11 protein-coding genes and 1 tRNA gene are annotated in these 13,798 nt (G+C 39.7%); 7 read left to right on the forward strand and 5 right to left on the reverse strand.

Annotated features, from left to right (window positions below; genetic code table 11):
• Positions 1-97 precede the first annotated feature (97 nt).
• Both ACEYX7_RS05760 and ACEYX7_RS05765 read right to left on the reverse strand, forming a co-directional pair.
• The gene (locus ACEYX7_RS05760) at positions 98-991 is read right to left on the reverse strand and encodes a polyprenyl synthetase family protein (protein ID WP_374806850.1); all 894 of its coding nucleotides are present in this window, start codon (positions 989-991) and stop codon (positions 98-100) included.
• A 49-nt stretch (positions 992-1,040) separates the two neighbouring features.
• Positions 1,041-1,391, reverse strand: coding sequence for a zinc ribbon domain-containing protein YjdM (locus ACEYX7_RS05765; protein WP_374803630.1), 351 nt, complete (start codon positions 1,389-1,391; stop codon positions 1,041-1,043).
• Positions 1,392-1,531: 140 nt separating this feature from the next.
• On the opposite strand from ACEYX7_RS05765, the gene ACEYX7_RS05770 reads away from it, so the two are divergent.
• Positions 1,532-3,058, forward strand: coding sequence for a fumarate hydratase (locus ACEYX7_RS05770; protein WP_374803632.1), 1,527 nt, complete (start codon positions 1,532-1,534; stop codon positions 3,056-3,058).
• A gap of 216 nt (positions 3,059-3,274) precedes the next feature.
• Here the strand turns inward: ACEYX7_RS05770 and pgeF are convergent, their stop codons facing one another.
• On the reverse strand, positions 3,275-4,072 hold the full coding sequence (pgeF, locus tag ACEYX7_RS05775; protein ID WP_374803634.1) for a peptidoglycan editing factor PgeF: 798 nt from the start codon (positions 4,070-4,072) through the stop codon (positions 3,275-3,277).
• A 26-nt stretch (positions 4,073-4,098) separates the two neighbouring features.
• The gene (gene rluD, locus ACEYX7_RS05780) at positions 4,099-5,175 is read right to left on the reverse strand and encodes a 23S rRNA pseudouridine(1911/1915/1917) synthase RluD (protein WP_374803636.1); all 1,077 of its coding nucleotides are present in this window, start codon (positions 5,173-5,175) and stop codon (positions 4,099-4,101) included.
• Positions 5,176-5,295: 120 nt separating this feature from the next.
• Between rluD and ACEYX7_RS05785 the strand changes: the two genes are divergently transcribed.
• Both ACEYX7_RS05785 and ACEYX7_RS05790 read left to right on the forward strand, forming a co-directional pair.
• Positions 5,296-6,258, forward strand: a complete 963-nt coding sequence (locus ACEYX7_RS05785; protein ID WP_374900301.1) for an outer membrane protein assembly factor BamD — start codon at positions 5,296-5,298, stop codon at positions 6,256-6,258.
• A 97-nt stretch (positions 6,259-6,355) separates the two neighbouring features.
• Complete coding sequence (locus ACEYX7_RS05790) at positions 6,356-8,377, forward strand: DNA primase (RefSeq protein WP_374803640.1); 2,022 nt, start codon at positions 6,356-6,358, stop codon at positions 8,375-8,377.
• 43 nt (positions 8,378-8,420) lie between these two features.
• On the opposite strand, the gene hemA is transcribed toward ACEYX7_RS05790, so the two are convergent.
• Entirely contained in the window at positions 8,421-9,707 is a 1,287-nt protein-coding gene (gene hemA / locus ACEYX7_RS05795) for a glutamyl-tRNA reductase (RefSeq protein WP_374803642.1), read from the reverse strand.
• A 57-nt stretch (positions 9,708-9,764) separates the two neighbouring features.
• Between hemA and ACEYX7_RS05800 the strand changes: the two genes are divergently transcribed.
• The 4 genes from ACEYX7_RS05800 (at position 9,765) to ACEYX7_RS05815 (ending at position 13,797) form a co-directional block, all read left to right on the forward strand.
• Positions 9,765-11,915 carry a tetratricopeptide repeat protein gene (locus ACEYX7_RS05800; protein ID WP_374900302.1) on the forward strand — a complete coding sequence of 717 codons (2,151 nt, stop codon included), beginning with the start codon at positions 9,765-9,767 and terminating at the stop codon, positions 11,913-11,915.
• A 136-nt stretch (positions 11,916-12,051) separates the two neighbouring features.
• Complete coding sequence (gene lolB, locus ACEYX7_RS05805) at positions 12,052-12,639, forward strand: lipoprotein insertase outer membrane protein LolB (protein ID WP_374900304.1); 588 nt, start codon at positions 12,052-12,054, stop codon at positions 12,637-12,639.
• A gap of 55 nt (positions 12,640-12,694) precedes the next feature.
• Positions 12,695-13,609: a 4-(cytidine 5'-diphospho)-2-C-methyl-D-erythritol kinase gene (ispE, locus tag ACEYX7_RS05810; protein WP_374803648.1), complete on the forward strand. Its 915-nt coding sequence runs from the start codon at positions 12,695-12,697 to the stop codon at positions 13,607-13,609.
• Positions 13,610-13,722: 113 nt separating this feature from the next.
• Positions 13,723-13,797: transfer RNA gene (locus ACEYX7_RS05815), tRNA-Gln, on the forward strand.
• Position 13,798: the final 1 nt, after the last annotated feature.

Raw genomic sequence — 13,798 nt, forward strand, 5'->3', positions numbered from 1 at the left:
CTTCAATCGGTTCTCACTCACACCCTACTTTTTAAAATCATATAATTACTATAAAAATATATCCTTTTAAACCAAACTTACGTTCAATTAAAAAAAATCAATACTTTCTTAACAACAAAAATTCTGTTAATTCATATAATTGCGTTGCAGAATAAGGCAACTTTTCTAAAGCGGCAATGGCTTGATGATGCAAATCCAAAGCATATTGTTTGGCATGATCCAATCCCATCAAGGCAGGATAAGTGGATTTTTGTACTTGCACATCTTTGCCCGCAGTTTTACCCAAAGTCTGACTATCGGCAGTAATATCCAAAATATCATCTTGTACTTGGAATGCCAAACCCAAAGCCAAACCAAATTGGCGTAAATGACTGATTGAAAAGTCAGTATTCTTCAGATGCGTCACCGCCCCAAGCATAATGGCTGCTTGGATTAACGCCCCTGTTTTATTGCGGTGAATATTTTCCAATTGTGCTTGGTCGATTTGCTTACCTTCCGCTTGCAAATCCAAGACTTGGCCATTGACCATTTTTGAGCTTGCTGTCGCTAAAATTTGCACTTGACGTAAAGCAATTTCTACACTTGCCACGCCTTGCGTTTCAAACAATTGACTGGTCAAAATTTCAAATGCCAACGACTGCAAAATATCGCCTGCCAATAAAGCTGTCGATTCACCAAAAGCAATATGACAAGTCGGCTGACCACGACGCAAGGCGTCATTATCCATACATGGTAAATCATCATGCGTCAAAGAATAGCAATGAATCAATTCAATCGCCACCGCTGCCCGTCTTGCCGCAGGCGATAACTGTTGTCCATTGAGCTGAGCAACAGCATACACCAAAGCAGGACGGACACGCTTACCGCCCAACAGTACCGCATGACGCACCGCATCCGCCAATGGTGACACGATATTAAATGCATCTAAGGCAGTATTCAAATCCGCCAAGATGTGTTGTTGTGCTTGCTGTAAACTGTCAGGTGGTGTCATGATATTGCTCTATCTAAATTAAATTAACTTGGACGATAATATTTAAAAATTAAGCTTTTTTTACAAATTCCGATTTAAGTTTCATCGCACCAAAGCCATCAATTTTACAGTCAATATCGTGACCATCGCTAGAATCAGGCAATAAACGGATATTTTTAACTTTAGTACCGACTTTGACCACGCTTGAAGAGCCTTTGATTTTTAAATCTTTGATTACTGTCACGGTATCGCCATCTTGCAAGACTTGTCCGTGAGCATCTTTAATCACTGGCGTATCATCACTGGCTTGACTGTCATTAGCAGACCATTCGTAACCACATTCTGGACAAATCCATAATTCGCCATCTTGGTAGGCATATTCTGATTGGCATTTTGGGCAAGGGTTAATTTCTGCATTCATGATACAATTCACAATAAAAATTCAAAAGATATCCCATATTATACACGATTTTATCTATTTTTTTTGTATAATCGAAACAGCAAGCAAACGCCCGCAACCTGTAGGTAGCGACCTACGCCAAGACCATAGAGAGTTTTGTTATGAGTACTGTGATTAAACAGGCTGATCTGATTACCTCAATCAAGGATGCTTTACAATTTATTTCTTATTATCATCCACAAGATTTTATTCAAGCCATGAGCCGTGCTTATGACCGTGAAGAAAATCCTGCTGCCAAAGATGCGATTGCACAAATTTTAATTAACTCAAGAATGTGTGCTGAAGGACATCGCCCAATCTGTCAAGATACAGGGATTGTGAATGTCTTTATTGAAGTGGGTATGGATGTCAAATTTGATTTGAGCATGGATTTGGATAGTGCTATCAATGAAGGCGTACGCCAAGGTTATTTAGAAAATACCAACATTTTGCGTGCATCAGTATTGGCTGATCCCGCTTTTAGCCGTAAAAATACCAAAGACAATACCCCTGCGGTGATTTATCACAAGCTCGTCCCAGGCAATAAAGTGGAAATTACGGTATCTGCCAAAGGTGGTGGTTCGGAAAACAAATCTAAACTTGCTATGCTCAATCCATCTGACTCTATCGTAGATTGGGTACTCAAAACTGTGCCGACTATGGGTGCAGGTTGGTGTCCGCCAGGTATGCTTGGTATTGGTATCGGTGGTACTGCCGAAAAAGCCATGATACTCGCCAAAGAATCGTTGATGGATCCAATCGACATGGATGAATTGTTACGCCGTGGTCCACAAAGTCAATTGGAAGAGATGCGTATTGAGCTATTTGAAAAAGTCAATGCGTTGGGTATCGGTGCACAAGGCTTGGGCGGTTTGACCACAGTTTTAGACATCAAAATCAAAGATTATCCATGTCACGCAGCAAGTAAGCCAGTCGGTATGATTCCAAACTGTGCGGCGACACGTCATGCCCATTTTGTCCTAGACGGTTCAGGTCCTGCACACATTCAAGCACCAAAATTGGATGATTATCCAGAAGTAACTTGGTCAGCATCAAATTCTAAACGTGTTAATTTAGATACGATTACCCAAGAAGAAATGAATGCTTGGCAACCAGGTGATACCTTATTGTTAAGCGGTACGATTTATACAGGTCGTGATGCCGCACACAAACGCATGGTAGATATGATCGATAAAGGTGAACCATTACCAGTTGATTTAAAAGGTAAATTCATCTATTACGTTGGTCCTGTCGATCCAGTGCGTGAAGAAGTGGTTGGTCCTGCAGGCCCGACAACAGCAACGCGTATGGATAAGTTTACTCGTAAAGTGCTTGAGCATACAGGTTTGTTCGGTATGATTGGTAAAGCAGAACGTGGTCAAACTGCCATTGATGCGATCAAAGACCATAAAGCGACTTATCTCATGGCAGTCGGTGGTTCGGCTTATTTGGTATCGAAAGCCATTCGTGAAGCGGAAGTTGTTGCATTTGAAGACTTGGGTATGGAAGCGATTTATAAATTTGTGGTGGAAGATATGCCTGTATCGGTTGCGGTTGATGTCAACGGGACATCTGTGCATGCGATTGCACCAAAAATTTGGCAAGGTAAAATCGGTAAAATCCCAGTGGTTGATGCAACTCAAGGGTAAGTAACTGATAAATTTTGCATAATTAATTTTATGCAATATAACAAGCACAGTAATTCAGTATTGAATTACTGTGTTTTTGTTTTAAGTGGTTTGAATCGTAAAATAACGTGCGTTTGGGATAAGTTACATTCTAATTATTTGATTTTAAAATAAAATCTAATCCATATGTAGGGTGCGTATCACGCACCTTTCAGAAAACTAAATATGATGACTTTTTTATTTTTCCTGTGATGATTTAGCAATAAAAACAAAAGTCACCATCCGCCCAGTTTTGGCATTTCGCCGATAAGAATAATAGTTCGGATTAGCAAAGCTACAATCATCACCACCAGTAATATATTGCACGCCTAATCTTCGTAGTTTTTTACGGGCAATACTGTACAAATCAGCCAGATATTTTTCACCCGAGCTATTTTCTTTTACAATAAAATCATGGGCAAAATCTGCATCACTTGCCACAAAAGCCTCACGCACTTCTGCACCGACTTCAAAATTAGCTTGGCTAATTGCTACGCCCATCCAAGCAAAATGTGCTGGATATTGCATCTCTTGCACGGTCTGTTCAATCATTCCATTTAACAAACCACGCCAACCAGCATGCAAACATGCTACTTCTCGCCCATCTTTGTCGCATAATACAATCGGCATACAGTCAGCAGTCATAATCACCAAACCTACACCGTGCTGTTGTGTGACCCACGCATCACCATCCAGCACATGATGAGAAACTTTTCCACCGATACGATGCACAGTAGTGCTATGGGTTTGATTCAGCCAATGCAAGCTTTGTACACCAAATGATGACAATTGATTGAGTAATTTCATTCGTTGTTGCTGTACTTTTTGCGGATGATCCCCAACATGTAAGGCGAAATTATGTTGCAAATAGTCATCCTGAGGCATATTTTTCCATACTTGCTCATCCGAAATCGCAAAGGTCTGCCCTGCATAGACGTTGCTCGGTAAGTTTTGAGCTTTAAGCCAAGCCTTATTATCAACAGAGTGATTTTGCATAATTTCTCCTTAAATTAACATCTTTTTTAAAGTTTTTGTTCCTGCGCCAATACTGCAATCAGCTGTTGCATATCTTCTGGCATCGGCACTTCAAAATTCATTTCTTGTCCTGTACGAGGATGAATCAAGCCCAATTTGCGTGCGTGCAAAGCTTGACGTTTGAAATTTTGCAAAGTTTGACGCAAGGTTTCACTGGCTTTTTTTGGCGGTTTTAAGCGTGCATAACTTTGATCGCCGACCAAAGCATGTCCGATATGACTTAAATGCACACGGATTTGATGGGTACGTCCTGTTTCTAATTGCGCTTGAACCAAAGTAAAATCTTCAAAGCGTTGCAATACACGATAATGCGTCACCGCCTCACGTCCGCCATGCAACACTGCCATTTTGGTACGTTCTACAGGATGACGCTTTATCGGTGCATCGACCGTACCGCCTGCAATAATTTGACCATAACACAAGGCATCATAAATCCGAAATACCGATTTATTAGCAAGTTGCTGACTAAGATGATGTTGTGCTTGAAGATTCTTGGCTATCACCAATAGTCCACTGGTATCTTTGTCAATACGATGTACCAAACCTGCACGAGCCAATTCGCGTGATTGTGGAAAATGATACAGCAAAGCATTCACCAAAGTACCTGAGCTATTGCCCGCCCCAGGATGCACAACCATACCAACAGGTTTATTCACTACCAAAATATCATCATCTTGATAAACGATATCTAAGTCAATATTTTGTGCTTCAATAAATAATTGTTCTTGTAAGGTCACATCCAAAGTCATCAACTCATTGCCATTGCTACGGGCTTTAGGTTTGACTTTTTGTCCATTTAACAATAATTCACCGTTAAGTAACCAATTTTTTAAACGTTCCCGAGAAAAATCCGACCACACTTTGGCTGCGATTTGGTCAAAGCGTTGTCCAAGATAGCTGTCATCAAGTTGCAATTTGCGTGAAATTTGCGTGGCTGTACGCTGCTCTTCTTCATCCAAATCTGGTTCGGTAGCATTCACATCATTCAATTCTGCCAAATTGTCAAGATTTGTGTCTCGTTCAAAGTGAGAAAGTGCTTGGTTTTGCAAAAAATTTTGGCTCATATTGCTCATCTACTTACATTTCAATAAAAATGCACTGCTTAAAATGCATAAATTCATGCTATAGTGTAGCACTAAATTATGCCATCGACAGTTTTTATTAGACTTTATACTGGAGTTGTTATGTCGTTAAACCGTTCAAAAATTTTAATGCTTTCTACATCTGTTGTTTTGGCATCCACCATCACAGGTTGTAGCATTTTTTCTAAAAAACAAGCAGAAGACAAAGGACCACAGGCGAACGAAGAAGTATATTATCAACGTGCCATGACTGCTTTGGACAAAAGACAATTTGACCAAGCCGAAAAACAACTCAAAGCCATTGATAGCTACTACCCAACTAGCCAATTTATTCAGCAAGTGCAATTGGATTTGATGTACACCTATTTCCAAGCCAAAAAGTACCCTGAAGCCATTGCCCAAGTGGAACGCTTTTTGACGCAATATCCAAGCCATCCACAAGCGGATTATGCCTATTATGTGCGTGGTGTTGCCAATATGGAACAAAATTATGATGGTATCATTCGCTATACATCATTACGTCAAGCCCATCGTGATAACAATTATTTAAAATTGGCTTATCAAAACTTTGCCGATTTTTTACGTCGTTATCCAAATAGCAAATTTACCGTTGATGTGGCACAGCGTATGCAGTTTATTGGCAATGAATTGGCAGAAAGCGAAATGAATATTGCACGCTTTAATATTGAGCGTAAGGCATGGGTCGCCGCATTACAACGTGCCCGTTGGGTGATTGAATATTATCCAGAGACAGTACAAATTCCTGAAGCGTTGGCAACCACAGTGTATGCTTATCAGCAATTGGGCGACACGCAAAGTGCGGAACAATATCGCCAAATTATCAAATTAAACTATCCGCATTTGCTTAAATCTAATGGCGATGTAAATCTCAATGCAGCACGTCATAAAGGTAGTTTATTGAATCGTTTAAGCCTAGGTACTTTGGGTCGCTCTTCAACTCAAAACGTCAATAAAGAACACACCATGCCTACAGCAAACAATCATGCAAGCGAAGCAAAACCAAGCTTGCTGAATCGTTTGAGCTTTGGTTTATTGGGTAAATAAAACCATATTTACTCTTAATTCATTGAATTTTAAACTATAAATAAAGATCGTATTTGATACGGTCTTTATTCTTTTTGAATGAGCTGGCATTTTTCTTATGATTCCTCAACATACCATAGATCAAATCTTAGACCGTGTGGATCTGGTGGAAATCATCGGACAACGTGTCAAACTCAAAAAGTCAGGACGCACCTACTCTGGCTGCTGTCCATTTCACCAAGAAAAAAGTCCGTCTTTCCACGTTTATCGAGATAAAGGCTATTATCACTGTTTTGGTTGCCAAGCGAATGGTAATGCCATCAAGTTTTTGATGAATATTGATAATCGTAGTTTTATTGATGTGATGCAAGACTTGGCACAGCAGGCAGGTGTTGAACTGCCAAAAGATGACAAGCTAAACCCAAAAACCACTTATAAACGCCAAGCGGTCAATGCTACGCAAAATACCAGTACCGAACACAACACAACAACGGTAACAACATCAGCACCAACGACAAATGCAGCACAGCATGCACCTTTAGACAGTTCTGTACCACACCAAACGGCAGATTTGAGTGCTGGATTTGATGATGGTTATTTTAATGCCATTGATGCAAATAATGATTTTGATTTTGCCAATACTTTACCTTTTGAAGACAGTTTTCATCAGCATTCTCAAAGTGAACACGCTTTTTTTGACCCTCGCTTTGAACAAGCATTTGAAGCAATCGATTTTCAATCCAATTTAGGTGAAGATGTTAGTCTATATGATTTATTGGAAAATGTAGCAACATTTTATCAACAGCAACTGAGCAAAGCAGTACACGCACAAAACTATTTTAGCAATCGTAAATTATCCGAAAAAACCATTCAAGATTGGCGTTTGGGTTATGCACCAACAGATTGGCAACATTTAGAAAAAGTCTTTCCGCAAGATATTCAAGGCCTAAAATTACTTGGTTTGATCCGTGAAAATGAGCCAGGCAAAAGCTTTAATCTGTTGCGTGACCGAGTCATTTTCCCAATTCGTGATCGTAAAGGACGTGTGGTTGGTTTTGGTGGACGTGCCTTAAATGATGACATCAAGCCCAAATATATCAACTCGCCTGATTCAGAAGTGTTTCACAAAAATCAGCTCTTGTTTGGACTATACGAAGGACGTCAACAAAAAGCCAATGATTGGTTGATGGTCGAAGGTTATATGGATGTGATTGCTTTACATCAAGCTGGCATTTGCGGTGCTGTGGCAACACTTGGGACAGCCAGTAATGCTGAGCATCTTAACCAACTTTTTAAACAAAATTCAAAACTTACCCTTGCGTTTGACGGTGATAAAGCAGGTCAAAATGCCGCTTGGCGAACGTTAGAAATTGCTTTACCATTGTTGAATGATGGTCGAGAGTTACGCTTTTTTATCTTGCCTGATCAGCATGATCCAGATTCTTTGATTCAACAAATTGGCTTAGAAAAATTTCAAAATTTATTACAACAAGCCCCATTATTATCCGACTTTCTATTTGCCCAATTGTCAAAAAAATATCAAGTCAATACGCCAGAAGGCAAAGGTATGCTCATGGCTGAGTTAAATCAACTCACGCAAAATTTACCAAAGGGCAATTATAAATACTTACTTTCGCAAAGCTTCCGAGATCGTTTGGGTTTTGGTAAAAAACAAAAATCGCAAACCAATCAAGACCAAGATTTGCAGTTTTCACGCTTGGATAAAGTGCAAGTCATGTTGGCATTGGTACTCACCTACCCGATTTTATTACCGCATTTTCAACCCTTAAAATCACTCTTTCCTGCCAATAGTTTAGAGTTAGCGGTATTTAATTGTTTGGAAAAGATTTATCCAGATTTGCCAGCAGAATTGGAACAAAGTCGTTTTTTTGCCTTGGGTGCGTGTTATCAATTGCATGAACAACTGTTACCACTACTGGATAACATTGGCTTAGAAGAATTGGATCTTGACCAACCTGAGAATATCGAACAACATGCTCAAGCCTTGGTCACGGCACTCAAATATGATTATTTACAACAAAAAATGAAACAGCCAAACTCTATTCAAGAATCAAAACGCTTGTTGCAAGAACTGCATCAAATCCGCCAACAGCTGAATCGTACAGTTATTCAAAGTTAAAATCTTGGATAAAATTTTTAACCTTGAGTTTTAACTTTATGCTTTATTTATGCTTATTTTTACGACGATGTGTTTGAATGTGTTGCACTTTTTGATTGAGCCATTCTGCATAACTGCTGTCATCATCAATCGCTGCTTCACGCATGAGCTTTGATGGTAGATGCAACATTTTATTGCTCAATCGATAGGACATTTGTTCCAATACCTGTTTGGCATCTTGCCCTTGTGCCAATTGTTGCAATGCCCATGCCAGTTCTTGCTGACGTTGTTGTTCCGCATCATCACGATAAGCTTGAATTTTTTCGCCTGCGTGGTGTACTTTTTGTCGTTGTGCAAATTGTGCCGCAAGTTGTGCCACCATCACTTCTGCATCCACTGCTGCTTGACGACGTTGTGACAGATTTTCATCAATTACCGTCTGTAAGTCATCAATACCATATAAATAAACCCCTTCCAACTCTTCCACTTGAGCATCAATATCGCGTGGTACAGCCAAATCCACCATCAGCATTGGTTGATATTTTCTTTGTTTTAAAGCTGATTTTACCTGATGAAATTCAATAACTTGATGCAAACTACCTGTGCAGCTCGACACCACATCAGCACGATGTAAATGTTGTGCAATATCCGTAAAATCAACTACTTCTACTTGAGTTCTTATACCTACTTCTTTGGCAAGCAATTCCGCACGCTCACGAGTACGATTACAGATAATCATTTTCGCCACGCCCATTTCTGCCAAATGCTTTGCCACCAAAGTATTCATCTCGCCTGTCGCAACGATCATCACCGTAAGCTGTGACACATGGCTAAACACTTGACCTGCGAGCTGTGCCACCGCATAACCCATAGATACCGCATGTTCACCTACTGCCGTTTCGGTACGCACGCGTTTTGCAGCATAAAAAGCATATTCAAATAACCGATGCAATCCTGATGATGTCATCTGATGTTGATTTGCCAAGCTGACAGCAGTTTTGATTTGTCCCAAAATCTGTGGCTCACCAAGCATGAGCGAATCTAGACCACTGGCAACACGAATCAAGTGGGTCATGGCATCTAAGTCATGATAACGATAAATATGCCGTGTTAAAGTCTCTACATCAATTTGATTCACGTCGGCTAGCCATTGCAATACCACATCGCAATGTTCAGTCAGTGCATAAATCTCAGTACGATTACAGGTCGATAGCACCACCAAATCATTTAAATATGTCGTATGTCGTAATTTTTGGAATAGCTCAGCCAATCGCTCTGGATTGAAAGCGATTTTTTCACGCATCTCAACCGATGCTGTGTGATGGTTAACACCTAAAGCCAAAAAAGTCATAACACTTTAACATAAAAAAAGGGTAAGATAGGACGGCACATCAATGCTTAGACCACTATGAAATTGACTAAATTTATCCCGTGGCAACTGTCATTCGGACGTATCGCAACAGTTCCGCTGTATTCTAGCATATTCCTTAGCTTAGGAAGTATGGCTTATTCATCGCAAATTTCGGCAAACATGATTGAATTTGCCAAAATTGACACAAATTTTGCACAAAACGTTCCGAGTAAAGTCCTTCGTTATAAAGATCGTTTTCTTCATCAACGCCACTTTTCGCTTAAACTTGCACAAAAATTACTAAAACAACCTACTTTTAAAGCCAAACAGAAAAATACCACAACACAGCGTCAGGGTAATTTAAACAGACATGGTACGCTTGTAAAGCATCATCTTAGACAAAGTCCGTCACAAAAAGCGTTGATTTTGGCACAGTTAAATAATCAAAAAACGACTGATAACCTTGCTGCACAAAGTCTCAGTCAGCAATCACAGACGATGATTTTTGATCCAAATCTTTTGACAGAACAATTTACCATACATTTGCTCAGTGAAGATAATGCCCCAAATCAGACACGTGTTTTAGATACTTCTGGGGCATTACTACCGACTTTCGCTGCAGAATTTGCACTTGCACAAGGTAACATTCCAGAAGCACTGCGTACTTATCAAAGCGTTGTGGAACAATATAATTTACCTGATTTAAACGAACGTGCCTTAAAAACAGCACTCGAATATAGCGATATTGACAGTGCATTAAATATTTCCAAACGTTGGGTAGAAGGCTACCCTGACGATGTGCCTGCCATGTTTTATCTTGCACATTTGAGTCTAAAAGCAGGTGAATATAAGACTGCCATCAAGACCTTAGAACAGATTTTGACTTTGGACGAAAATGCAGATTTGGAAGGGATTTTGGCGGGAATTTATCCCGATTCTGATGAAGAGCGTAAAGCCCTATTTGATGCTCTCAAACAAATTAATAAAAAAGATAATCCATCCGTGTTGGTGATGTTAGCAGGTTTGGAAGCACAAAATGGTGAATACGATAGTGCCTTGCGTAAAGTCGACAGTGCTTTGCGTCAGCGTCCGCACGTGAGTAGCTTTGTGATTTTAAAAGCAAATCTATATTTTGCATCAAATCGTCCTGACTTGGCACTGGCTTGGTTAGATAAAAGCACACCTTATCAAAAGACACCTGATGTTGGCTTATATGAAGTGCAATATTTAGTCAAAAACAACCAGCATAAAACTGCACTTGCCAAATTACAAAAAATGCTCAAATCATGGCCTGAAAATGAACGTTTGCTATTTTTGGCAGGCGTAACCAGTATTGATTTAAAACAAGCGAAATCGGCAGAAAACTACCTGAGTAAGCTCACTACCTCTGGACGCTATCAAGACGATGCCAATTATTATTTAGGTATCAATGCTGAGCGTTTAAAGGAATATGACAAAGCGATTGAATACTACCTAGCTGCTGATGGCAACCTTTATACAGCTTCGCGTAAAAATCTCGCAAAACTATATTTGGCACAAGATCGTAGTGGTGAAATGATACGTTTATTGACGCAAGAGCGTGTAAGTCACCCACATCAAGCCAGTTTCTTATATCAATTGCAAGTGCAGCTTTTAAAGCAAAATGGTCAAGGTGATATTGCCAACCAATTACTCGATGAAGCCATTCAGCAAATGCCTGAAAATACTGAATTGATTTATGAACAAGTCTTGTTATTAGACCCTTTACATGACAAGGAAAAATTAAAACAACGTTTAGATACACTATTGGTGATTGAACCTGACAACCCTGTGTTTTTAAATGCTTATGCATACACTTTAGCACGCCAAAATCGTCAATGGGCTGATGCAAAACGTTATGCGGAACAAGCTTTGAGCATTGCACCTGATCAAGCTTCTATTTTAGACACTTTAGGTTATATCGCATTTTTACAAAATGACTATGCAGCTGCAGTAGATTATTTGGCTCAAGCGTTCCAAAATTCGCATAGCGTAAGCATCGGTGTACGTTATGCACATGCGTTGTACATGCACGGCGAACATGACAAGTTTGATAAAGTCTTGGATGAACTAATACAAAATTATCCTTTAGATAAAGATGTTCAGCAGTTACAGCTTTTGAGTCGTAATCCAAAACATCATGATCTTTTACAAAATTTTAATGGTTCAATTGATCAACACAGCGAGTAGTTTTATGTCTGTTTTAAATTTTCTCCCTTCAACGCCTATTTCAAATTTATTACCTCTTCGTAAACGATATCTTACACACACACTTGCTGTATTGACGAGCAGCGTATTACTGGTTGCATGTCAAAGTACACCAAAAATGCCAAAAATTAACGCTGTAACACCGCCTACCAGTGTGAATGACAGCAGTAATATCAATGCGAATACTACCACACCGTCTACTACGCCAACCACCACTCCCCCTGAAGTACAACAGTTTCAAATCAGCGGAAAAATCGGCGTCCGTACACCACAACAAGGCGTCCGTACACCACAACAAACAGGCTCAGCATTCTATGCGTGGAATCAGTTGGGCGAACAGTTCGCCATTGAGATTACAGGTGCATTAGGCATTGGGCAGACCAGTATTCAAGGGCAAACTGGACAAGTCAGCCTAACCAATAGTAAAACAGGCACCATTTATGCTGACACACCCGAAGAGTTATTACAAAAAGCCACAGGTTGGCAAGCACCGATTAGCCAGTTACGTTGGTGGATTGATGGCAAAACAGCGACAGCTGATGCAGTAAAAACCTTAGACACGCAAGGGCGTTTGCAACAGGTTAAAGAGTTTGGTTGGACGGCAGATTTTAGTTATGATGGCGAGCAAAAATTGCCAAATCGTCTAATCATTATTGATGATGCACAGCAAAACCGTATCATCCTCACTATCCAAACACGTCAATAAATCGAATACGATTTTAATTTTTGCAAACTATTTTGAAAATACTTTGGAATATCACATGAACGCTATTGAAGTCCAATCACCAGCTAAGCTTAATCTGTTTTTACATATCACAGGGCGTTTGGACAATGGCTATCATGAATTGCAAAGTATTTTTGATATTATCGATTTACATGACAAAATGCGTTTTGAGCTCAACCATGACGCACAGATTAGCTTACTCGGTGCAGAAAATATTGCCACTTTACAGGACAATCTGATTTATAAAGCGGCTCAGATGCTTTTTCCTTTTCGTACTGACTGCTCTTGGGGTTGTAAGATCGGTATCGAAAAAAATATTCCGATGGGGGCAGGGCTTGGCGGTGGTTCATCCAATGCAACAACCACCTTAATGGTATTAAATCGGCTTTGGCAATGTGGTTTAACACAACAGCAATTATTAGATATGGCGGTCAAGCTTGGTGCTGATGTGCCTATTTTTATTCATGGGCAAATGGCTTGGGTAGAAGGTATAGGTGAAAAAATTAGCCCAATTGATATAACAAAACTTGATGCAACCGAAAATCATACTTTAAGCAAAGGCAAACAAGGCTACATTATACTCAAACCACATTGTCACATTAGCACCCAAGCTTTATTCCAACATTCAGAGTTAAAGCGTGACTATCCTCGTTTTAATTTGCAAGACTATATCGATACACCACAACAATTTGAAAATTGTTTTGAAAAATTAGTGCTTAAACAATATCCCGAAGTACAACAAGCTTTCGATTATTTACAGCAATATGCCGAAACTCAATCGAATGTTAAACTGACTGGTACGGGGTCTTGTGTTTTTTTAATGCTTAATGACCGTCACAGCCAGCAAGATATTGAAAATATTCTAGCTCATGCACCATGTCAAGCCTACCACACAACACGAATTTTACAGTCACAAGTATTGGAAAAAATCACCCAAATCACAATAAAATGAGCATTTTGTGTATATTTTGATAATAAAAACACTCACTTGCACAATAAAAAAGCAAAAGATAAAAACAGTGTTTGACAAAAGCATTTTTTAGTATTAAATTACGCAACCTATATAGGGGCGTCGCCAAGTGGTAAGGCAGCGGGTTTTGATCCCGCCATCCGTTGGTTCGAATCCAGCCGCCCCTGCCAT

It is taken from the genome of Hubeiibacter jixunmingi, from assembly GCF_041928215.1.
Taxonomy (GTDB): domain Bacteria; phylum Pseudomonadota; class Gammaproteobacteria; order Pseudomonadales; family Moraxellaceae; genus Acinetobacter.